The organism is Pseudopedobacter beijingensis (assembly GCF_042678145.1).
Taxonomy (GTDB): Bacteria; Bacteroidota; Bacteroidia; order Sphingobacteriales; family Sphingobacteriaceae; genus Pseudopedobacter; species Pseudopedobacter beijingensis.
Genome location: NZ_JBHUDG010000003.1, coordinates 347,329 through 370,842 on the forward strand (window position 1 = coordinate 347,329; position 23,514 = coordinate 370,842).

Annotated in this window: 13 protein-coding genes; 1 reads left to right on the top strand and 12 read right to left on the bottom strand. The window is 39.2% G+C overall.

Annotated elements, in window-relative coordinates; all coding sequences use genetic code 11:
* Positions 1 to 10: 10 nt before the first annotated feature.
* From ACFSAH_RS03215 to ACFSAH_RS03260, 10 genes are all read right to left on the bottom strand, one after another.
* Entirely contained in the window at positions 11 to 667 is a 657-nt protein-coding gene (locus ACFSAH_RS03215) for a beta/alpha barrel domain-containing protein (RefSeq protein ID WP_379661254.1), read from the bottom strand.
* The gene (locus ACFSAH_RS03220; protein ID WP_379661255.1) at positions 660 to 1,676 is read right to left on the bottom strand and encodes a sugar kinase; all 1,017 of its coding nucleotides are present in this window, start codon (positions 1,674 to 1,676) and stop codon (positions 660 to 662) included. Before ACFSAH_RS03220 ends, ACFSAH_RS03215 begins: the two co-directional genes overlap by 8 nt.
* Positions 1,676 to 3,082, bottom strand: a complete 1,407-nt coding sequence (gene uxaC, locus ACFSAH_RS03225; protein WP_379661256.1) for a glucuronate isomerase — start codon at positions 3,080 to 3,082, stop codon at positions 1,676 to 1,678. Before uxaC ends, ACFSAH_RS03220 begins: the two co-directional genes overlap by 1 nt.
* Positions 3,083 to 3,254: 172 nt before the next feature.
* Complete coding sequence (locus tag ACFSAH_RS03230) at positions 3,255 to 4,910, bottom strand: UxaA family hydrolase (RefSeq protein ID WP_379661257.1); 1,656 nt, start codon at positions 4,908 to 4,910, stop codon at positions 3,255 to 3,257.
* Between the two features lie 2 nt (positions 4,911 to 4,912).
* The gene (locus tag ACFSAH_RS03235; protein WP_379661258.1) at positions 4,913 to 6,418 is read right to left on the bottom strand and encodes a tagaturonate reductase; all 1,506 of its coding nucleotides are present in this window, start codon (positions 6,416 to 6,418) and stop codon (positions 4,913 to 4,915) included.
* A 22-nt stretch (positions 6,419 to 6,440) separates the two neighbouring features.
* Positions 6,441 to 8,390 (bottom strand): glycoside hydrolase family 88 protein, encoded by a 1,950-nt coding sequence (locus ACFSAH_RS03240; RefSeq protein WP_379661259.1) that lies wholly within the window; start codon positions 8,388 to 8,390, stop codon positions 6,441 to 6,443.
* Positions 8,390 to 10,087: a glycoside hydrolase family 28 protein gene (locus tag ACFSAH_RS03245; protein ID WP_379661260.1), complete on the bottom strand. Its 1,698-nt coding sequence runs from the start codon at positions 10,085 to 10,087 to the stop codon at positions 8,390 to 8,392. Before ACFSAH_RS03245 ends, ACFSAH_RS03240 begins: the two co-directional genes overlap by 1 nt.
* A gap of 231 nt (positions 10,088 to 10,318) precedes the next feature.
* Positions 10,319 to 11,590: a PP2C family protein-serine/threonine phosphatase gene (locus ACFSAH_RS03250; protein WP_379661261.1), complete on the bottom strand. Its 1,272-nt coding sequence runs from the start codon at positions 11,588 to 11,590 to the stop codon at positions 10,319 to 10,321.
* A 29-nt stretch (positions 11,591 to 11,619) separates the two neighbouring features.
* Complete coding sequence (locus ACFSAH_RS03255) at positions 11,620 to 12,753, bottom strand: glycosyltransferase family 2 protein (protein ID WP_379661262.1); 1,134 nt, start codon at positions 12,751 to 12,753, stop codon at positions 11,620 to 11,622.
* The gene (locus ACFSAH_RS03260; RefSeq protein ID WP_379661263.1) at positions 12,737 to 13,708 is read right to left on the bottom strand and encodes a lysylphosphatidylglycerol synthase domain-containing protein; all 972 of its coding nucleotides are present in this window, start codon (positions 13,706 to 13,708) and stop codon (positions 12,737 to 12,739) included. The genes ACFSAH_RS03255 and ACFSAH_RS03260 overlap by 17 nt, the downstream gene beginning before the upstream one ends.
* Positions 13,709 to 13,756: 48 nt before the next feature.
* Here ACFSAH_RS03260 and ruvC point away from each other — a divergent pair, with 48 nt between their 5' ends.
* On the top strand, positions 13,757 to 14,323 hold the full coding sequence (ruvC, locus tag ACFSAH_RS03265; protein ID WP_379661264.1) for a crossover junction endodeoxyribonuclease RuvC: 567 nt from the start codon (positions 13,757 to 13,759) through the stop codon (positions 14,321 to 14,323).
* Between the two features lie 323 nt (positions 14,324 to 14,646).
* Here ruvC and ACFSAH_RS03270 read toward each other — a convergent pair whose 3' ends face one another.
* A complete protein-coding gene (locus ACFSAH_RS03270) occupies positions 14,647 to 18,762 on the bottom strand; it encodes a T9SS type A sorting domain-containing protein (RefSeq protein WP_379661265.1) in 4,116 nt (1,371 codons plus the stop codon).
* A gap of 57 nt (positions 18,763 to 18,819) precedes the next feature.
* Positions 18,820 to 22,992, bottom strand: a complete 4,173-nt coding sequence (locus ACFSAH_RS03275; protein ID WP_379661266.1) for an Ig-like domain-containing protein — start codon at positions 22,990 to 22,992, stop codon at positions 18,820 to 18,822.
* Positions 22,993 to 23,514: the final 522 nt, after the last annotated feature.

A 23,514-nucleotide genomic window follows, 5' to 3' on the forward strand; every position in this document is an offset into this window, starting at 1 on the left:
TTAGGTTCTATTATTTAGATTGTTTGATTAAAGATAGGGCTTTAACCGTATTTTCTTCTAATTGTTTCAAGTCCCTGTTATCCATTATTTCTTTGGTAATCATCTTACTACCCATACCTACTGCACAAACACCAGACTTAAACCACGTTTTCAAATTATTCTCTTCAATTTCTACACCGCCGGTTGGAATAAATTTCTGACCTGCAAACAATTCTCTAATAGCTCCCATAAAACCCGGACCCAAAATATTAGCAGGAAATAATTTAATTAATAAAGCTCCAAGAGTTTGCGCTTTGCTAATTTCTGTAGGTGTCATACATCCCGGAACCCAAAGCAAATTATTATCACTTGCTACTTTAGCTACCTCTTCGTTTACTGTAGGTGCTACAATATAATCTGCTCCGGCATTCACAAAATCTTGTGCTTCTTTGGCATTTTTTATAGTTCCTATACCCAAATAAAATCCTGCAAGACCTTTGGTGTTTTCTTTCAGAAACTTAAAATTTTCTAATGCAGCGGGACCTCTGTTTGTATATTCTAAAGTTCTCACCCCGGCATTGTATACCGTTTTGATGATATCTAAACTCAAGTTTTTGTCTTCATGATAGAACAAAGGCAACATTCCTTGCTCTATAATAACATCCAGTATTCCTTCTTTATTAATCATGACTTTTTATTGTTTCAAAAATTTCTTCCTTGGTTGTTGAGGTGGCATCTGTAGGTATAAACAGTTTTTTATATGCCGCAGCTGTAGCAAACTCTAAAGTATCCTGGGCAGACAGGTTATTGACCACCCCAAAAAGGAGTCCTCCCATAAAAGTGTCGCCACTTCCTACTTTATTGATGATTTTATCAGCTTTATATTTTTTTGAGGTGTGTAATATACCTTCCGTATAAAGGGTTGTAGAATAGCTGATTCCCTCTCCCGCTTCAAAACGGAATGTATTGGCTACCATTTTACATGATGAAAAACGGTTTATGATTTCTTGCGAAGTTTTCGCAGAGTGCTCATAATATTTTTCTAAAGTATCTGGTTCTATCAACTCGTCATACAATGGGGTTCCCAACATACGATGGGCTGCCCAAATATTCCCCATAATCAGATCGCAATATTCTGCTATTTCCGGAAGAATATCTACCGGGCTTTTGCCATATTTCCAAAGCAAGGCTCTAAAGTTCAAATCCAGCGCTACAAATATGCCTCTTTGTTTACAAGCCTTCACAGCTTCAAGGCAAACGTTTGCCACACTTTGCGAAACAGCCGGACATATTGCACTAAACTGAAAATAACTTACTCCTTCTAATACTTTATCCCAGTCAATATCTCCTGGTTTAAGGAAATAGAATGAAGAATAAGCTCTATCGTAAATAACCCCTGAACTTTTTAAATCTTTTCCTTCATGAAGATAATAAGTACCAATTCTTTCGCCCTGCAGAGCTACTTTAGAGGTGTCAATTTTCAGATCATTTACATAATCTAAAATCTGGTGTGTTAACGAATGATCTGGAAGTGCTGTTAAATAAGAAACATCTACCCCCCACTTTGCAAGAGCTGTTGCTACGTTTAGTTCAGCCCCTCCAACAAAAACAGAAACCTTATTGGTCTTTAGCCAGCTGGCTTCTGCATCTGGAGAGATTCTTAAAAGAAGCTCTCCAAATGTTAATACTTTAGCCATTATAAATTAAAATAGTTTTTTGCATTATAGTAGCAAATATCCTGTACAATCTTTCCAATCCATTTCTCATCATCAGGAATTTGTCCATTCTCCATTTCGCTGCCCAGCACATTACACAGTATTCTTCTGAAATATTCGTGTCTTGAATATGACAAAAAGCTTCTGGAATCTGTAAGCATTCCAACAAATGTACTTAAAACCCCCATATTTGAAAGAGAATTTAATTGTTTTTCCATTCCGTCTTTCTGATCCAAGAACCACCAACCTGAGCCAAACTGCATTTTCCCTTTGGTTTTGCCGTCCTGGAAATTACCAATCATTGTAGCAAAAACATCGTTATCTGCTGGATTTAGATTATAAATAATTGTTTTCGTCAGTTGATCTTCCAAACTTAAATTACCTAAAAAGTTAGATAAACTTTGCGCCTGAGGATAATCAGCTATTGAATCGTAACCTGTATCCGGTCCCAATTTCCTCATCTGCCCGTGATTGTTATTTCTGATAGCACCTAAATGAAATTGTTGTACCCAGCCTTTTTCATGATAAATTTTGCTGACTTCTGTTAACACATAACCTGCAAAGGCATCAGTATCTGAGAAGGAATTGATTTCGCCTGCCAGAAATTTCCTGAACTCATCTTTTTGTTCTGTAGTTAACGAAACTTTAGATGGAATAGTATTTAAACCATGATCTGAAATGGATGCTCCATGTGCTGCAAAAAAATCAATTCTATTTCTTAAAGCTGCCACCAAAGAATCTACATCTTTAATATTTACTCCAGACGCTTGAGATAATTTCCCGATATAAGCTCTGTAATTAGCTGCATCACCAATCATAAGGGATTTGTCTGGTCTGAAAGATGGCTTTACTTTTACAGAAAAATCACTATTCAATAATGTCTTATGGTATTCTAAAGAGTCAATAGGATCGTCTGTTGTGCCAACCATAGCTACATTAAACCCTTTTAACAAACCCTGAGTAGAGAAATTATCCTGAGCCAAAAGTTCATTACAATGGTTATAAATTTCTTCTGCAGACTCTTCGTTCAAAAATTTATTAATACCAAAAGGATTTTTCAATTCCATGTGTGTCCAATGGAACAATGGATTTCTGATTAACGCAGGTACAATCTTTGCCCAGGCTTTAAACTTCTCGAAATCGCTGGCATCACCGGTAATGTATTTTTCATCTACCCCCATGGCTCTCATTGCTCTCCACTTATAATGGTCGCCTTTTAACCATATCTCTGTAATTGTCTTGAATTTTTTATTCTCCGCAATTTCATTTGGAGGCAAATGGTTATGATAATCTACAATAGGCAGATCTTTAGCATAATCATGATACAAAGCTTTTGCCTGTTTGCTATATAAAATAAAGTCTTCTGGAATCACTGAACCTTCTTTCATTTCTTTAATGTTTAAAATGATTTAACCTAAAAAGCCATCACTTACGGAACGCATCTAAATTTATGGAGATGAAATTTGAGAAAAATTCTTCATTCTAACTTCATATTCTCCATGATTTATTCACGTAACCGATTACGATAGCCTTGTTTTATTCTTTATTATTTTTACAATTTTATAAGCTTACCCCTCTTTTCCAAGGTATAAAATCGTCTTGTCCATGCCTTACTGCGCTTACTTCAATTTCTCCGCTGGCCACAGCAATCACATAGTCTAAAATTCTTGCTCCCGCTTCTTCAATCGTCTCCTCTCCTTCTATAATTGTTCCGGTATTAATATCAATAATATCGTTCATTTTATTATAAAGAGTAGTATTGCTACTTAACTTTACTACCGGTGTTACCGGGTTACCGGTTGGCGTTCCTAAACCTGTGGTAAACAAAACTACAGTTGCTCCCGAAGCCACTTCTGCCGTTGTACTTTCTACATCGTTTCCTGGTGTACATAATAGGTTCAGACCGGGTTTAGTTACTTTTTCAGGATAATCCAAAACTTCAACAACTGGCGATGTTCCTCCTTTTTTGGCCGCTCCGGCAGATTTAATAGCATCCGTAATCAAGCCATCTTTAATATTTCCCGGCGAAGGGTTCATATCAAAACCAGAGCCTGCTTCTTCTGCTCTTTGCTCATAAGTACGCATTAAACTGGAAAAACGTTCTGCTTCTGTGACCGACACACATCTGTCGCTTAAGTTTTGTTCTACACCACAAAGTTCAGGGAATTCTGCTAAAATCACCGATCCGCCTAAAGCCACCAGTAAATCAGAAGTATAACCTATAGCGGGATTTGCAGAAATACCAGAAAAACCATCGGAACCACCACATTCTAAACCGATGGTAATTTTACTTAAAGGTGCGTCTTTTCTTTGATTCTCATTAGCCAATGCCAAACCTGCCATTGTTTGTTTTAAAGATTCGGACATCAGGTCTGCCTCTGTTCCTATTTGCTGTTGCTCCAGTATGTATAAAGGTTTAGAGAATTTAGCGTCTCTTTTTGCAATCTCTTGCTGAAGAATAGAAACCTGCGCATTCTGACATCCTAAACTCAATACAGTTGCCCCGGCCACATTGGGATGGGTAATATATCCTGCCAATAAGCCACATAAAGTCTCAGCATCCTGTCTTATCCCCCCACAACCACCATCGTGTTTCAGAAATTTTATCCCATCTACATTAGGAAACACTCTTCTGCTTTTTTCATTTTGTTTTTCTACAAAAATCTCTGCACTCAATAAGTCTTCCGCAACAGCCCCCGAACGATACATCTGAATCAATTTATCAGCCTGAGACTGATAATCGTTTTGACGACCATAACCTAAAGGAGCGATTAAGGCTTCCTGTAAAACATCCAGATTTCTGTTTTCACAAAATACCATAGGAACAACTAACCAATAATTGGCAGTACCCACGCTACCATCCGCTCTATGAAATCCTTTAAAAGTTTTATCTTTCCAACGACTTACTTCCGGTATATTCCATGTTGTCTTTCTTTCTTCGCTTGTTTCAAAACCTAATGCGGCATGTTTTAAGTTAGCAGTTGTTAATACATCACCTTTTTTCAGGTCATTTTGTACCTTTCCTACCAAAACACCGTACATAATTACTTCCGATCCTTTGGAAAGATCTTCTGTCAGAAATTTATGTTTAGCTTTTACATCATCTAAAAGTTCATAAGCTTCTCCGCCATAATGAACAATATCCCCTTTATTCAGATCCGTTAATGCCACCAATACATTATCATTCGGATTTACTTTTAAAACTCTGTGTTTCATTGTTATGCTTTTATAAACAAATTGCTCAAAACAGACACCATAGAACGCTCTAGAATATTATGCAGGTTTTCGTTTACTGCTTTCTCTAATCCTTCTATTTCAGACAAGTCTGTTCCCCACAAATTTGTATCACTTAATATTGCCTTTGTTATATTTTCTTCTCCATGTGTATCCCACAGCCCTACTACATAAGCTGCCTTATCATCATTAATAGGATACTCTACACCGTTTACCTGCCCGTAATATTTTCCATCTTTTTCAGATCCTTTCATGAAGGCGATATAAGCTGCAAAGCCTAAAGCCATCAGCTCCGGAACACTTTTATTGCTTTTTGCATAATTCAACAACAATGGTACTACACGCATACCCAATTTAGAAGTATAATTCATGGTAATACTTATCCATTGATGCTCTATATGTGGATTTTTAAAACGGTCTATTACATTGTCCGCAAAATGAATAGCAGCGGTATGTTCTACCTCGTAAGGAATACTTTGGGCAATTTCCTGTTTCATCAATTGCTCTACATAAGCGCTCATGTCAACATTATCCATTGCTTTTTTCACCGTAGAAAATCCCGAAAGGAAAGCAATGCCACTACTTAAAGTATGAGTACCATTCAGCAACCTCAATTTTAATTCACGATGCAGTCCTATATCCGGTGTTACAACCACTCCGCTGTCTGTTTCTGCAAAACTTAAAACATCTTTTACTTTATTATTTCCTTCTATAGCCCACAGACTATATACTTCCGACATAATCAAAAGTTGGTCCTGATAGCCTAGCTCTGCTTCTAATTTATCTTTAATATCTGCAGCTGGTTTCCCCGGAACAATTCTGTCAACCAAAGAATTACAAAAATAGTTATACTCTTCTACCCAACGTATAAATGGTGGAGGTAGCTGATTGCTATGCGCCAGCTCTATTACAATATCTTTTAACTTTGTTCCGTTATCGGGAATCAATTCTGTGGGTACAATAACCAAACCTCTTTCCTTAGAGCCATTGTACATTTTATACCTATGGTACAATACAGCTAACAGTTTGCCCGGAAAGGAAACCGGAGGCTGACTATGCACATTATCTTCTTCCAATCTGATACCTACTTCAGTAGTGTTAGAAATAATAATTTCCAATGTTGGACTTGCTGCAAAATCAAGAATTTCTTCCCAATGCTTACCCGCTGTAAGTACTCTGCTTATAGCAGATACAACCTGGTTTTCTTCTTTTTTCTCACCATTTTGTATTCCTCTGATGCAAATGGTATATAAATTATCTTGTTGATCGAAATCTGAGGTACCGCCATGATCGGTTGACTTTACCACAACCACTCTGCCGTTAAACTTTCCTTCTAAATTTGCCTTATTGATATAATAATCAGGCAAACCTCTCAACAATACTCCGGTGCCAAACTGCAATACCTTTTCTGGCAATTCCAATGTTTGCTCCGATGGGAGCACTACATTAAGATATTTTTTCCTTAAACTCGATTTATTCAATAACTCCATCACTCTCTTTTTCTTTATTATTCTATTTTTTCAATTTTGTGGTAGCTTGTTTCAATAGCCAGTCTGCCAGTTCTTCACTAGCCTTAAAGTTGTCAAAACTTGCAGGTAGTTTTCTACCATCTATATACTCATTGTACAGCCAGGGATCTCCTACTGCAAAAACAGTCCCTTTTCCATATTGAGCCACAGCCATAGCCACATCTCCTTTATGGTCAAGTACCGACCGAGCTGGCATTTTCACGTTTAACGTACTAATCTCTTTGAGATACAGTTTTCTTGATTCTTTAAAAATGATATTGTTTTCCGGGACATAGATTGCCCCCATCTCATACTGGTTTCCGGTAACCGGATTTTTTAGTTCTTCTTTAAACTCCATTCCAAAAGCTCTTGGCAAGCTGTTAAAATGTGGTAACTCACAATGCTTATCATCGTTTGCCATGAGCACTAAAACACCACCTTTTTTCACCCAATCAGTCAGGTTTTTTACCGATGTTTCATCCATGTAATTAGGTTTGGCCGTCTCGCTGGCATCATCCGGATCCACAATAATATAAACACTTGCATTCGCCAGGTTTTTAGCATTAGGAGCCTCTTTTAAGGTCTCGAGCTTTGCTCCCCGTTTGGCAAAGTTTAATCCCCATAAAGAAAAACCATTATTATCAAGTTCATTCCATAGATAATGATAGCTTTCTGTATATCCCAGTGCATTCTTTCTGAATTCGTTATTGAAATAATTATCCAGAACTACAGTTTTTCCTTTCCCTACCTGTGCAATGTTTTTGATTTCCATTTCATTGGCTGCCATCAAAAACGCGCCTATCCCTTTTGGATCATCCTGCACTACTTTCTCGCTCATATAATAGTCATAGCTACCATCACGATAAGGTTTTCCTCCTAAACCTGCCACACTTACGGTTCCGTTCAGATGTAATAGTCCATCGGCTCCTTTTTCAAGGAATTTTTTATGGATACCGTTATAACCCTTTTGAGCTACTTGTTCAAATTTTTGTGGCAGATAACCTAATCTCACCCCTTTTGCAAGAGTATAAACAAACATACTTGAGGCTGATGCTTCCTCATAATTCCTCTCTCTTGTTGGCATATCCAATACCTGATACCAAAGTCCTGATTTCTTATCCTGAACTTTAGCAATTGCCTCTGCATACCGATTAAGAACTGCTATGATTTGTTTTCTTCCAGGATGGTCTAAAGGAAAATCATCCAGCACATCAATCATAGCTACCCCATACCACCCCATAGCTCTTCCCCAGAAATGAGGTGAGTTTCCTGTTTCTTTATTTGCCCATTTTTGCTCTCTGGACTCATCCCAGGCATGATAAATCAGTCCTGTTTTTGGATCTCTAGCCTCTTTTTCTATATGCACAAACTGATTGGCAACATCTTCATAAATTTTGGTATCGTTAAACATAGATGCCCATTCTGTATAAAAAGGCATTCCCATATATAAGCCATCTAACCAAACCTGGTGGGGGTAAATTTTCTTATGCCAGAAACTGCCCGCTTTGGTACGGGGTTGTTCGTCTAACTGTTCCTTTAATTTTGCCGCAGCTTTAAAATATTTCTGCTTTCCGGTTACGCGATAAAGCAACAATAGCGTTCTGCCGGTTTTTATATTATCAATATTATAATCTTCCTTTTTATAGGTTTTTATATTCCCGCTTTCATCTACATAGGTATCCATTGCCTTTTGCAGATAGTCGAAATACTCTTTTTTTGCAGTACTTTGCCATACATCCTTAATTCCTTCAAGGAATACCCCGGTTTCGTAAGTCCATTTTATCCTTCTGCTCTCATTCTCTATAGGATAAGGCCATTTAGACATAATTGTCTTTGCTATTTCTTCAGAAACTTTGGGTTCTGAAGCCGCATGTGCCTTTTGGGATTGCAAAGATATGATCCCTATTAAAGCAGCCACAGTTAGCTTACTTATACTTTTGATTACCATATTCATTACTTTGTTTTTAAAATGGACGCTTTGGCACCATAATTAAATTCTACTTTATCTTTTGATGGTGTTATTTCTGAGTTTTTAAGCACTAAGTCTCCGCTTCTGTCTCCTGAAATACTGATAAGCATTGGCTCTTTTTTATCGCTTTTTAAACCGTCTATATTTACTTTTTTACTGTTTTCTATAAAGATTAACGGATTATTCCCCTGTGTTATCAAACGAACGTTTTTCAGATTAATATTGGTTCCTTCTATAATCTCTATTCCTGTTTTTGCTTCCAGTATCGCATCTTCTATAAAGATGTTTTTTACGTTCATTTCCGGTATACCTCTTACAAACAAACCTTTGTCGGCCCCATTACATACCACATTTTTTATATAAAAATCTTTGAATTGCGGTGTCGTTTCTGACACTGGCTTAAACTCCGCTACGGGTGCCGGTCTTTTTTCTCCTGCTAAAGGAATAGGGTCTTTAGCCTCGTAATACATATCAAAAAGAATGGCTTCTCCAGGGATATCTTTCATATAAGAGTTAGCGATATATACATTTTCTACTACCCCGCCTCTTCCTCTGGTGGTTTTAAACCTCAAACCAATGTCTGTTCCTATGAATGAATTGTTATACACATAAAGGTTTTTGGCTCCGCCCGACATTTCGCTACCTATTACAAAACCACCATGGGCATGATAAACAATATTATTTCTAACAATAACATTTTGTGTAGGCATTCCTCTTTTTCTACCGGGTTCGTCTCTTCCAGATTTTATGCAAATCCCATCATCACCTACATCAAAAGTGGAATTTTCTATCAGTACATTTTTACAGGATTCTATATCTATACCGTCTCCATTTTGCGCATACCACGGGTTCTTAACAAACACATTGCGTAGCACCAAATCTTCGCTCATTAAAGGATGCAAGCACCAGGCTGGCGAATTCTGGAAGGTAACACCTTCTAATAATATTTTTTTGGAATTGGCTATTACCAAAAGATTAGGTCGATAAAAATCTTTCATTGACGCATAATCTGATGGTTTTGATCCTGGCTGCATGGTTCTGGCATCTTTAGACAAATCTCCATTCTTGTAACTTTGAGAAGGCATCCAGCTTTTTCCATCAGCACTCAACACACCTCCTGAGGCCACCAGTTTTTTCCATTGAGAATCTGTCATTTTTCCCCTTTTCACTAAACGCCAGGCATCTCCATTTCCATCCACAATACCTTCTCCGGTAATAGCAATATTCTCTACATTAAAAGCAGAAATAGGCGACTCGTTTACTACCGCTGGTTTTCCTTCCCAATTTCCCTCTATCAGCTTATATTCGTTTTTATCTTTTGTAAACTGTAAGATAGCGTCTCTTTTAATATGCAAATTAACATTGCTTTGCATTTTGATAGGTCCGGTTAACCAAACACCACCACCCAGAAAAACTACGCCACCACCATTTTTACTACAAGCCTCTATAGCCGCATTAATACTTTTTGTGTTTAGTGTAATACCATCTGGTTTTGCCCCAAACTTTTCTACATAAAATGTATCTTTCTTAAATACTGGTGTAGCTATTTTAGGAAGTCTAACGTTAAAAGTTTTCTCGAATAAGACCGAGTCTGCTCTTTCTTCTATTAAATTACCGGCAAAAGACCGACTGGTAAAAATGTTAAGAGCTACTAATCCAATTAAGCTTAAAGGTACTTTCATAAAATTATACATAAACTGGTTATTCAAAAAAACAGCAGTTTACCGATCTGAAAATTTTATGATTTTGCTCTGTTTTCAAAGCTTATTTAAACCGATAAAATGCCGCTAGAGAACAATTTTAGTAAATAAAAAACCAGCATTTTACTTTCGGTCTATATTTATTTATGCAATCGTTACCGGTAAGGTTTGCATAAATTGGAAACTTTTAATTCCCGGTGTTTTTTGGGGATTTTATAAGAAACGAATGCTTAACATCGTGATATCATCTTTGGCTTCTTGCCCTTGATGTATTTCTGAAATAGAGTTCATCAGATTTTTGTGCAGGTCTTTTAGGCTGTTTTTTTTGTTTTTGGACACCATGTCTACCAAATGTTTTTCAGAAATGGTTTTTTCTTCATCTCCGTCATACTCTATAATGCCATCTGTATAGTTAAACACAATAGAACCTGGCTCAACCTCTACTTCTCCAATATTAATAAATGGCAATTCATCAAACACGCCAATCATCATACAACCTTTTTCTAACGGAATAATATCAGTACCTCTCATAAGCAATGGAGCTACATGTCCGGCATTTATGTATTCTACTTTATTGGTACGGGCATTAAACTTACCCAAAAATACGGTAATAAACCTTTCACCTTCGGTATTTTTAAACACCAATTCGTTAAGCTTCACAATCAGCTCTTTCAAACATAGGTCTGATGATGCCAGCGCCCTAAGACTAGCCTGAAAATTAGCCATAATTAAAGCCGCAGAGATTCCTTTTCCAGATACATCGGCAATGCACCATAGAAAATCTCCATCGCTTAGTTTGATAAAATCGTAAAAATCACCGCCTATATTTTGATGGGGAAGATAAATAGCATCCAGCTCCAGATTAGGGTTATTTGGAAGCACGCCCGGAATCAGCATATTTTGTACTTCTCCAGCCAATTCCAATTCGCGTTGCAAACGTTCTTTTTGGATGCGTTCCTTAAAAAGCTTTTTATTTTCAAACGCAACTATAATTACATTTATCAGTGTTTGTATATAGTTAAGCTTAGTTTTAATAATTATTCTGCCCTTAGATTTTAGGTTTCCAACAAATACATAAGCTAAAGGTTGGCTTTTATGATATACGGGAATGAAATAATTGTAGTTGGAAAGTAGGGCATTTCCGTGGCTAGTGAGATCAAGAGGAATTTTTACATCAGAAACCTGTGATAAAACTTCTTTGTATTCTTGCTCTGTTTTAAGCTTTTCGCCAAAGAAAGAAATACATTTAACCTGTTCTTTTTCTTTAATCAGCAATAAAAATTTGTTGATTTCTAAGCTATTTTTAAGGATAAGTTCCATCATCTCGATCAAAACCGCGCTGGAAACATTTCTGTTAATAGCTTGAGTTATTTCAAGAAGTGTATTTAGTTCGGCCTGACGATTTAACAACAACTCAACCAGATCTACTTGTTCTATTTCAGCTTCTGTGATATCGTTATACTTTTTCAAACTAGTTTTTGTCATTGCCTATTATTATTTATAAAAATCGCCTTTTACCTTACCATACGTCCTTTCCAATTATACTTGCCTGAATTTCCGGCTATACCAATATAAACTATATATACAACATGTAAAAAACTTAAAACAGGTAAATACTTCAGTAAGCTATTTCTTTTGTTAAAACTGGTTATTTTCGACAATAAACTAAGCTCTGCTAAAACTTTTACTATATATTGAGCTAAAAAAAACTTTAAAAAAACAATAGAAAAAAAACTTGCCACAAAATTAAACAAAAAAGATAGATTAAATAACCAAATAGAAATTGCCATAACCACTATTTTTTTATCCTTATATTTTACACTCTTACTTGCCCATCTTCTTCTTTGTGATATAAATTCTTTAAGATTCTCTTTGGCTAGCGTATAAACAACAGCATCGGTTGATTTACAAAAACCTATTTTGTTGGGGTACTTTTCTGCAACTTTATGTAATAACAATTCATCATCGCCAGAGGCCAGGTCATCTATTCCTTTAAAACCTCCTACTTCCATAAAAACATCTTTTCTATAGGCCAGATTGGCTCCGTTACAGGTAGATGGCATTTTATTCCCAATACCTGCAGCTCCCAGTCCTATCAGAAACAAAAACTCTAGAGTCTGAAGTTCCTCAAAACGACTTTGCTCTTTAAAATAACTTACCGGAGAACTTACAAACTTAAGATCGTTAGCCTCATAAAAACTCACAATCGTCTCCAGCCATTTGGTTCCCATATTGCAGTCGGCATCTGTAGTAACTATTAAATCGCCTTTTGCATTGGTTATAGCTTCTGCAATTGCTTTTTTCTTATAAGAGTTCAAAGCATTACTTTCTCTTAAACTAATAAGCTTAACTCCTTCTGAAGCATAATTTTCTACAATATTTGCCGTATTATCTGTAGAATGGTCATCTACAATAATAAGCTCAAATAAATGTTTAGGGTAACTCTGTGAAAGAATATCATTAATAGTGGAAGCGATGTTTTTTTCTTCATTTCTTGCAGCAATAATAATAGATACAGTGGTATTACATTCTCGTGGAAGAATTTTGTATTCGGGAATATTCATCCATCCTCTGCGAAAGAAAAGAACCATACTTACGTAAAACAGCGTAAGCAATGCACCTATAATGATACTAATAGTTATTGCCAAAGAATTTAAGTTTAAATACAAAAAAAGAACCTATTACTGCCGGAATAATAAGATTAACAAACCATATTAGCGAGGCAGCCGCCATAACTGCAATTTCCTGATGGGTAATGTAACTAAAAAAATAAGTAGCGGTCATACTCCTCACGCCAAAATCCAACAAATCTAAAGAAGGCAGCGCAGACTGTACAAAAAACAATATAAATACCAATAATACACATTCATAAACCGCTATTTCTGGAATCAGCAATTTCATAATCAGTAAATATTGCGAAGTAAAAACTACAAATCTAAGCAGACTGAAAAGCATGACCTTAAAAAGCTCTTGCTTTGAATAAGATTCCAGCACATCAAAAAAACGGCTGAATTTTTTCAGGAAACCTATTTTACTAACCAGATTGCTAAGCCAATGTATATTGAAATAGAAAACAATAAAAAAACCACAAAACACAATACCTAAAGCACTAGTAAGCATTAAAAGCCAGCCATTTAATTCCTGAAAAGTATAAAGGAACCAAATGATGGCTACTGCGCCTGCAATGTTGGTTAAAACCATTTGGGCAATATGCCCCACACTCATAGCTACAGCTCCTTTTATCCGCTTTCTGCTGGACAGAAAAAAGACCCTTCCGCCATACTCACCTATTCTGTTTGGGGTAAAAACCGCCCAGGTAAGTCCGCAAAAAACAGATTCTATTGCCCGCCATAAACTAATTTCCTCTACCCGTTTTACTAAAAACTGCCATTTTACACTTTCTACAAACCAGTTTAACAACATTAAAACAAATACACCAGTTAAACACAGCACCACAGCGCTCTTCTGTAACCCATTAATGAGTTCAACAAAGTTTTTTAAGTTTTCGTTGTTGCTCAGTTTTTTATAGATAAAAACAGTAGCCAGTACCAGAACACCGAACTTAATGAGGTAACTTAAAATTTTCTTCTGTTTCTGCGTCAATGAATTTGTTTTTGTGCAATGTTAAGAAATTAGCTTAATATTGTCTTCATGCAGAGGGAAAAATCGAAAGAACGTATCATTTTAGGCATAGACCCAGGTACAGCGATTATGGGTTATGGCCTGATTAAAGAAACCGGAAACAAGATCTCTTTGATAAGTCTGGGAGTTATCCGTTTGGACCATTTGGATGATCACCCTTTAAAACTTCAACGCATTTTCGAAAAGACAAGCCTCTTGATTGAACAATACCAACCGGATTGTATGGCATTAGAGGCTCCATTTTATGGTAAAAACGTTCAGGTGATGCTAAAACTAGGCAGAGCTCAGGGCGTTGCTATGGCAGCTGGATTAGCAAAGAATCTCCCAATTATGGAATATTCTCCCAAAAAAGTAAAACAGGCGATTACCGGAAATGGAAATGCCACAAAAGAACAAGTGGCTGCCATGCTCATGCAGTTGCTTAATTTCAAAGAAACTCCAGAATTTCTCGATGCCACCGATGGATTAGCTGTTGCCGTTTGTCATTCGTTCCAAAAAATATCTGCTAATGGGAATAGCAAATCTTATTCAGGGTGGTCCGCTTTTGTAAAGGCAAATCAGAATAGAATAAAGTGATAAACAAATACAAGATTCGAGACATTTTACTACATGACATTTTTTTCCACATAGAGATATAGCGCTTTATGATAAAAAAACTATGTTTCTACCCCATTGTTCTCATAGGCGTCAAGATAAGAACTTTTATCTTCTCACCTTTAATCCCTCTTCAAAAAGGAGAAAAAATAAAAACGTTGTCATTTCGATGAGTACAGCGAAGAGAAATCTCTTCCCTAAGTACTTTTAAAAGAGATCCCTCAGCTGCTCCCGGGATGACAAAATCCTTTTGATACCCCTTTTTTTTAATATATCGATCTATATTCTTCTTTATTGATAATTCACTATGGTTTTTTAATGACTTTTTGGGTTTCTACATGGTTATCCCCTACCAGTTTAACAAAGTAGATACCCGATGGATAAGTTGACAGGTTGAGCGTTATTTCTTTTTGTGTGGCATTTAATTGTTGGGTCTGTAGTATTTTCCCCATTGCATCTGACACATTAAGGCTACGGTAACTGCCCGTAAAAGCAATGGTTACCCTATCTGTAGTTGGGTTGGGAAAAAGTCGGATGTCTGATGTCGGAAGTCCGAAGTTTACCGTTCTAACGTCCAGTTCTGTTGCTGTACCATCCATATCTACCTGTACCAGTTTGTAGTAGTTGTTGCCGTTTAGGGGTTGCTTGTCTGTAAAAAGATAGTTGATGGTTGATAGTCCATGGTTGATAGTTGATCGCACTTCACCTATTTTTACAAACTCCAAACCCTCAGTCTTTCTCCAAATCTCAAAGCCTCTGTTATTTTGTTCGCTGGCGGTTTGCCATTGTAATTTGGCATCATTGCCATCGGCCTTTGCCGTAAAAGCAACAAGGGTAACCGGCAACGCGTTTTGGTAACTTAATACCATATCGTTGCCTGTACCGCCAATATACGATGCCTTTAGCAATTTACCATTGCCTGCCGCAGTAAGTGTTGCACCTTCGGCCAAACTGCTAAATGTACCTGTTATTGCGCCCGAACCTGTTTTGTTGATAATGGTATAGACATCGGTATTGCCCGGTGTATAACTATGGGTTGCCACAAGTGTAGCCCCGGTAATATCTACATTGCCCGATACTTCTACCTGATCGTAATTGGTACCGGCGGTAGTTCCGGCAATTTCTGCCGAAAAGGTACTGCCGCTAGCCATAGTCAAGTTGCCGTTAATGGTTAACTTGCCGGGGCTGTTACCCGGTGCCAATGCACCACCGTTGTTAACCGTTACCGTATTGTTTGATGCATTGGCAAATATACTGCCGCTGCCACCCAAAGTAGCACCACTGGCAACCGTTAAAGCAGTTGTACTGCCCAAGCTACTATTTACAGCAAGCGTGCCTGCAGTAACGGTTGTACTACCCGAATAAGTATTTGTGCCGCTAAGCGTTAAAGTGCCTACACCCGATTTGGTAAGCGCATTAGCACCGCTAATTACCCCCGAAAGTGTAACAGCATTGGCATTATTAATAGTAGCACTGTTTGACAATGTAATGTTATGGTTGAGCGTAACACCAGACCCCGTAATTTTAAAAATGGTATTTATGCCATTGAGTATAATTGCACCGGCACTAATATTAGATGCATTGGTAATGCCAACTGTGCCGCTACCAATAGTAGTTGTACCTGTATAAGTATTGGCTCCGCCCAACGTGATGGACGAATTAGTACCATTATTAGCATTTATGGTAAGATTTCGGCTACCTCCGCTTTCTGAAATTACTCCGCTTAGGGTTACAATGGTATATGCAAGTGTACCATTTAAAATAGTAGCATTACCATTTAACTGAATATTGTTGGGTACTGTTCCGTTAGTTATAGTAGCAAAACCAAGCTGAGTGCCATTCTCAAGGGTAATTAGCCCTGTACCCAGTGCCAATGGTGAATTGAAAGCCGCGACAAAACCTGCACTTACCTTTAGCCCACCAGAAAAAGTATTGGCAGTATTGAGGTAAAGAGAACCGCTTGCCAATTTGGTGAGCGTACCGTTGCCGCTTACAGCTCCATTGAGTTGTGTTGTACCAGTACCGGGATTAATGGTTCCTCCGGAACTGCCTATCACTACAGCATTGTCAAACGTGATAGACGTTCCCGTTCCGGCAAGCAAAGTTCCTCCATCAAGGGTTAGGGTTCCGGCAGGTAATTGGTCAGCACTTGTAACAGACAAAGTACCTGCTGTTACAGTTGCCCCACCCAACATACCTGCAGCGTTGCTGGTATTGGATAATATAAGTGTACCGGCATCGGTTTTGTTAAGGGTATAATTGCCCGCCAATGCCCCCGAAAGCGTAAGGGTAGCACCCGAGGCAGCACTAATATCGGCATTGCCGGTAAACATTACCGGACCGCTTAGCGTGGTGGTGCCACCAGTTAAATGTAATGCACCATAGTTAACGGCAGATACACTTTTGCCCGTACCTGCTATGTTGAAAAACTCGGCTACGGTAAGGCCACCTGCAAGCCGTACCGTGGCACCGGCACTAACCGTAGTAGCACCGGCAGTAGTACCCAAGGCATTGGCTTGGCTAACGACAACCGTACCTGCCGTAACATTGGTACTACCTGTATAGGTATTATTACCACTTAGCTCAAGAATGGACGTACCGCTCTTGGTAAGCGTACCGGAGCCTGAAACAACGCCCGAAAGCACAACCTGGGTTGCACCACTGCCACCACCGATATTAAACGTACCCCCTGCTGAACCGATTACAATAGTATTGTCTATGGTAAAAGCAGCTGTACCATTAGTTAACGTACCTCCATTAAGCGTTAATGTACCCGAAGAAAGCTGGTCATCGCTGGTTATTTGTAAAGTTCCGGCATTTACGGTAATACCTCCAGACATATTGGCCTCGTTGCTTACACTACTTAGCACCAGCGTGCCATTGCCTTCTTTAATTAAAGAGCCACTACCACCCAATGTAGCCGCTATGGTAACCGTACCAGAGGCACCGGTTAAAGTGAGCGTTGTTCCACTGCCCAAAGTAATGGTGGTACCGCCGTTTATGGTCATCCCGCTTGCCGCATCGGTATTAAGGGTTAGGCTTTCATTTATAGTTAAACTACCTGCCAAAGCAACCGTAGTGCTAAATGCACTGGTAAAAACAAGTGTTTGACTGCCGGTTGCATCGGCAGCGGCAATAGCTACAGCCTCGCTAAAACTTACGCCATCGCTAAGGTTAATGACTCCGGTATCGGTAGTGTTGGTTATGTAAATGGTGTTGCTGGTTACGGCAACATCGGCGGTGGTGTTTGAGGAGCCGTGGCTAAAGGTAAAACGAATAGTAGCATCGCCCGACGGCGTATCGTTACGGTAAGTAATTCTTCTTATGATGTTGTTCACCAATGCTGAGGTAGCCGTTGTTCCCGAACTTGTAAAGGTTATGGTAAGTACGCCCCCAGTATTGGTAAATGTGGCAAAGGTTAGCCCGCCGCTTTGCAGGTTTGCTCCACTTACGGTAAACAATGCACCAGTGGTGGTGTTAAAGCCAAAAACATCGCTGCTTAGGGTGGTACTGCTGCGCTGTACGGTTAAAGTTGCACCTGAATAATTGCCGTTGCCACTGTTTAAGGCATCAAACTCGGCATCGCTAATGGTGGCGTTGGAGGCTTCATCAAGCCCTACTGTACTGTTAACACCTGCCCAGGCCACAACATCGTTGTTAAGGTTGGCAAACGTTGGGACAGCCACAGCGGCAACATCCCATGTAAAGTTATCTAAAGCTAAATAATTTACTTCTGCGCCACCTTGAATTTCCAATTGATCAATATTAGCACTTCCATAACCGGCGGCTACAAAATTTATAAATGTAAAACCATTGGTATTGACACTAAGCGTAGGGTTAGCAAGCGTGAATACAGTTGCCCCAGCTTTTTTACCTCTAAATGTTACACCTCCGTTAGTAGAGGATGCACTTCCTTGATCTGTTGAGATAAAAACATAAATAGATTTGATGGTAAAAAGGGAACTGTTTGTAGTTTTTATGGAGTAAATTTGATTAACACCTGTTGATGCACCGTTATCTATGAAATTATTTGAGGCTCCACCACACGCTGTTGCCGAAGCGCAGCTTGCACCAACGCCATAGCCTGCACCCGTGCTTGTGTGGGAATTACCGTCACAATCTTGGTATGATTGCCCAGGTATAAAAATACCAAAGGTTCCTCCGCCATTTGCATGGCAGTCATTTGCAGATAGGGTAAATGATCGCCCTGCACTGGTAAACGTTGTAGGCTTGCCGCCAGTGGTATAGCTTTCAAATGTTTCGGTAGTTTGGGCTGTAAGCTTGCCTACAAAAAATACCATTACCACAACGAGTAACAGCAAAGACTTGTAAAATTGTTTCATAAAATTAAAATGGGGGATTATGGTATGGGATATTACAGCAGGCATACTATTTTTATCGGAAAAACTATTCTTACTCATAATACCTAAATTTAACATTTCGGTTCCCCAAAGGGATTACTTTGGGGAACCGGAGACCTATTGTTTTATCATTTTTATATGTGCAGAAGAACTACTTCCCGTTAAACGGAATATATAGGTTCCGCCTGGCAAAGCTGATACATCAACAACCGTACTGCTATCGGCTTTTGCAATAGCCAACTGCTTTATTACTTTTCCGTTTATATCCACAAGGATCATCTTAGTATATCGTCCGGCATCGTAAGTCAGGGTGGCTTTGTTGGCAGTTGGGTTCGGGTAAAGTCGGATGTCTGCTGCTGAAAGCGCAAAATTTAAGATTTTAACCTCCAATTCGGTCGCTTTGCCATCCATATCAACCTGTACCAGTTTGTAGTAGTTGTTTCCGCTAGCTAGCGGATGCTTATCCGTAAAGCTATAATCGTTAATAGTGCTACTATTACCTTTTACAGTTCCTATGAGCATAAATTGCTTATCATCGCCACTGCGGTAAATCTCAAAGCCTCTGTTATTTTGTTCGCTGGCGGTTTGCCATTGTAATTTGGCTACATTATTTTCTGCCTTAGCAGTAAAGCTAACCAGGTTAACCGGCAACGGATTTTGATAGGTAATCGTAAACTGTGTAGCTTGTGTATTTCCGTTTCCGGCAGCATCGGTTGCAACATTGGCAGCCACATTAACAGTTACAGTACCGTAGTTTGTTGGTGTTACATTAAAGGTATAGGTAGCTCCGTTGCCACTAAAGTTACCTGCTATACCGCCAGTAATAATAATATCTCCCAAGGTAAAACCCGTAACATTTTCTGAAAAAGTAATGGTAACCGGTATGGGCGAAGTTGTAGTGCTTGCGCCATTTGCCCCCGCTATAGAAGTGATGGCTACCGTTGGTGCAGTAAGGTCTAAAATATAATTTTGTGAAAATTCTGCACCCTTGTTTCCTGCCGCATCTACAACATATAACTTTATCGTATTGCTACCACTAAGCGAGCGAGTTAAACTAAAACTAGTCCCGGTAACACTGGAGTTAATCTCTGTCAGAGTAGAACCATTATCCGAAGAAAAATATAGCAGTTCTTCTTGTAATAGAGTTGCACTCAATGTGCCAGAAATGGTTTGGGCGGCAGTATTGGTAATAAAGTCTGTGTTTGATGTGCCCGTATCGTTAGAGAAAGCCAGGCTTGCAATGGTAGTGGTTGGGGCGGTAGTGTCTAAAGTATAAGCTTGGGAACGTGGTGTACCCCTGTTTCCGGCCAAATCCTGCACCACTACTATTAGCGTATTACTACCACTAAGGGTAACATTTGCAAGGCTCCAGGACTTAGTACCAACGTTAATTGTTGCAGCAGTATAGGTAGCACCATTATCCATGGATACCATTACCTTTTCATCACTAGCTAAATTGGCGCTAAGCGTACCTGAAATGGTTTGGGCGGCAGTATTGGTAATAAAATCTGTGTTTGATGCTCCCGTATCGTCAGAGAAAGACAGGCTTGCAATGGTGTTTGTTGGGGCCTGAGCGTCTATTACAATCGCTTTATTAGCTCCCAAAGAACCTGCCGCCCCTGGGTTTGGCAAGGTTAAGGTAGCACTATTGCCTGCAGCATCTTTAATAGTACCGCTGTTAAAAGCCAAAGCCGTGGCAGAAACATAATCTAAATCGGCACTTATATCGCCTGCCTGTACAGTATAGCTAAATGTTAAGGTTGATGTGCCCGAACCTGACACATAGTTAACAACACGGTCGGTTGTTCCGGTTTCCAGCGTAAGTGTTGGCGTACCTGTTACCGTTACATTTTCAGAAAAATTAACCTGTATGCTAATTGGATTTCCTGCTTTGTAAGTACCATCTGCTGTTGACGAGGTTACGCCCGTTACCGTAGGGGCAGTTTTATCAATGGTAAAAGTTATCGTTCTGCTATTGCCTGCCGCATCGGTTGCTATTAGGGTATGTGTACCCTCGGCGCTTACGGTACTTCCGCTTGTAAAGGCAACATTATCTAAAGTCGCTGTACCATCGCTAAAGGTAATCAGTTTGTTGATATTGTACAGGCTATTGTCGGTAACACCGGTTACCGTTGGGGCAGTTTTATCAATGGTAAAAATTACCGTTCTGCTATTGCCTGCCGCATCGGTTGCTATTAGGGTATGCGTGCCCTCGGCGCTTACGGTACTTCCGCTTGTAAAGGCAACATTATCTAAAGTCGCTGTACCATCGCTAAAGGTAATGGTTTTGTTGGTATTGTACAGGCCATTGTTGGTAACACCGGTTACCGTTGGTGGGGTTTTATCAATAATATAAGTGTCACCAGTAAATGGTAATGTGGTAGAAATACCCGGCGAAATATTTGTAGCATTAGCAAGATTAAGTCGAAGCGTTCCATCACCACTACCCGTGTTAACGTTTACCGTATAAGCTGTACCCGAACCAGTTACAGAAGAAACAGAAGCCCCTGTAATACCTGTGGGAGTTAGTGAAAAATTACTAACATTAACGCCAGTAACCGAAGCTCCAAAAGTTACCGTATAAGCAACTATAGATTGGTTTGACGGACTTGTACCAGTCGCAACAATGGAATTTATGGTAGTAGCTACGCTTAAAGTGGCACCATTTGAGGTAGCATTTGGTGTACAGGTTCCAGAAACGACAGCCCTGTAAAGGTAACCGTTCATGCCTGCTGTTGCTCCTGTAATGCTTAGTGCAGACGTTGTAACGCCCGAGTAGGGTGCTGTTTCGCTTAAATCGGTATAGGAGTTACCACTATTGGTGCTTACCTGCCATTTATAACCGGTAGCATTTGCAGCCGTAACCGTAAAATAGGCATTACCGCCTACCGAAATGCTTTTTGCTATTGGTTGTGCCGTAATGGCCGGTGCAGCGTTTACCGTTAGCAAGGCTGCACTAGAAGTAGCCTCTGGTGTACAATTGCCTGTGGCTTTAACCCTGTAAGCGTAAGCGTTCATGTCTGCTGTTGCGCCTGTAATGGTTAAGGTAGCCGTAGTAGCACCCGAATAGGGCGCTCCGTTAGAAATATTTATAAATCCAAATCCTGTATTTACTTGCCATTGGTAACCTGTAGCGTTTGATGCCGTTACCGTAAAAGAAGTATTGGTACCCGCACAAATGCTACTTCCCGATGGCTGCGCCGTAATGGCCGGTGCAGCGTTTACCGTTAGCGTAGCCGAATTAGAAGTAGCATTTGGCGTAGCCGTACCGGTAACCACGCATTTATATTGATACCCGTTCATGCCTGCTGTTGCACCTGTAATGGTTAATGTAGCTGTTGTAACGTTTGAGTAGAATGCTGCATTACTTAAATTGCTAAAGGAACTACCACCATTGGTACTTACCTGCCATTGGTAGCCTGTAGCATTGTTGGCCGTAACCCCAAATGTGGTATTGGCACCGGCACAAATGATGCTGTTTGAGGGTTGCCCTGTAATAGAGGGAGCTGAAGCTACAGATACCGAAGGTGTAGGATAACTTGATGGTGTTATACCTAAATCATTACTTGCATGATGATCCCAGTTTGCCGGATTATTAATGGCCGCCAATAAAGCTGTTGGTGTCCCCGTAAGTGTACCGGTATATTTGCTGTTGGCAACTTCAGGACCTGGAGCCGGAAATAATGAAACACAGTTAACCCCATTAGTTAAACCTGTTGGTAATGCACTTTCATTACCACCACTTGCACCGGTTGTACCATCCCATGTAGTATTCCATGTAGTCACAAGATCATAATCCGTTGAATTATAATCGGCATGTACACCTGCAATAAATGTAGGCGAAGTGGGTTCGGCACCCGTAGATGATTGGTAGGCCAACATCTGGTCACCTCCGGAAAGATTAAAACCCGACCCCAGTGCAAATGTAATTGAGGTGCCTGTTGTGCCTGTAACTGTAAATACATCAGCTGTAGTTGTTTCTACAACCGATACTATAGTACCTGCAGGTGTAAAAGCAGGAACTGTCCACAATAAATGTGGCTCTGTACTACTTGTTACCCAGGTTGTACCGCCCCATCCTTTCTCGGTAAAATACACTTTAGTAGTTGCTGTAATGTCTTTTAAGGTAATAAAAGAGAAGCCATCCTGTGTAACAGGCACCCCTCCAGTTTGAAAGCCTATAAAGGCTATATCACCGGGCGCAAGGGTAGTTTGGGCTTTAATGATCTGAAATTGGAATAACAAAAGCACCCAACTCCATTTAAATGCTTTAAGTAAGTTTTTTTTCATATAAGGGTAAAATATCAAAGTGTATTTATTCTATTTTTTAGACAAAAAATAGAGAAACTCAACCGTAGAGGATCAGGAACGGTTGTGCAGATGTTGTTTCTGCCAGACATAAATTTTCCATCAATAGCAGTCTAAAAAACGAAAGAGGATTAACATTAAAATTTGCATGAATAAAATTAAAGATTATTCTAATAAATTGTACACAGAATGGTGCAAGTTTTAGAAAATAATTTAATGAAACACTGTGCTGAATTTGCAGACCGGGAGTGTTAAAATATTTGCAGGTGGTAATACAAATAAACAAATTAAGCACATAAAAATGTATAGAAAACAAATGGCTGTTTAAAGCCCTGAAAGATGGAGAAGTAATTATCATGAAAAACATAAAGTGATTCCCTAACTTCCCAAAACATTATTAAAACCATGTCAATATAAATTTATAACAATCTTAAATCACTTCTTATTATAAAAGTTTGAACATTATCTTCACTTCTTTATTAAAATCTACGTTAATTTTCTACC

Bases quoted from the DNA above. Each gene is read 5' to 3' on its own strand.
- ACFSAH_RS03215 (WP_379661254.1), bottom strand. From the start codon at position 667: ATGATTAATAAAGAAGGAATACTGGATGTTATTATAGAGCAAGGAATG.
- ACFSAH_RS03220 (WP_379661255.1), bottom strand. From the start codon at position 1,676: ATGGCTAAAGTATTAACATTTGGAGAGCTTCTTTTAAGAATCTCTCCA.
- uxaC (WP_379661256.1), bottom strand. From the start codon at position 3,082: ATGAAAGAAGGTTCAGTGATTCCAGAAGACTTTATTTTATATAGCAAA.
- ACFSAH_RS03230 (WP_379661257.1), bottom strand. From the start codon at position 4,910: ATGAAACACAGAGTTTTAAAAGTAAATCCGAATGATAATGTATTGGTG.
- ACFSAH_RS03235 (WP_379661258.1), bottom strand. From the start codon at position 6,418: ATGGAGTTATTGAATAAATCGAGTTTAAGGAAAAAATATCTTAATGTA.
- ACFSAH_RS03240 (WP_379661259.1), bottom strand. From the start codon at position 8,390: ATGAATATGGTAATCAAAAGTATAAGTAAGCTAACTGTGGCTGCTTTA.
- ACFSAH_RS03245 (WP_379661260.1), bottom strand. From the start codon at position 10,087: ATGAAAGTACCTTTAAGCTTAATTGGATTAGTAGCTCTTAACATTTTT.
- ACFSAH_RS03250 (WP_379661261.1), bottom strand. From the start codon at position 11,590: ATGACAAAAACTAGTTTGAAAAAGTATAACGATATCACAGAAGCTGAA.
- ruvC (WP_379661264.1), top strand. From the start codon at position 13,757: ATGCAGAGGGAAAAATCGAAAGAACGTATCATTTTAGGCATAGACCCA.
- ACFSAH_RS03270 (WP_379661265.1), bottom strand. From the start codon at position 18,762: ATGAGTAAGAATAGTTTTTCCGATAAAAATAGTATGCCTGCTGTAATA.
- ACFSAH_RS03275 (WP_379661266.1), bottom strand. From the start codon at position 22,992: ATGAAAAAAAACTTACTTAAAGCATTTAAATGGAGTTGGGTGCTTTTG.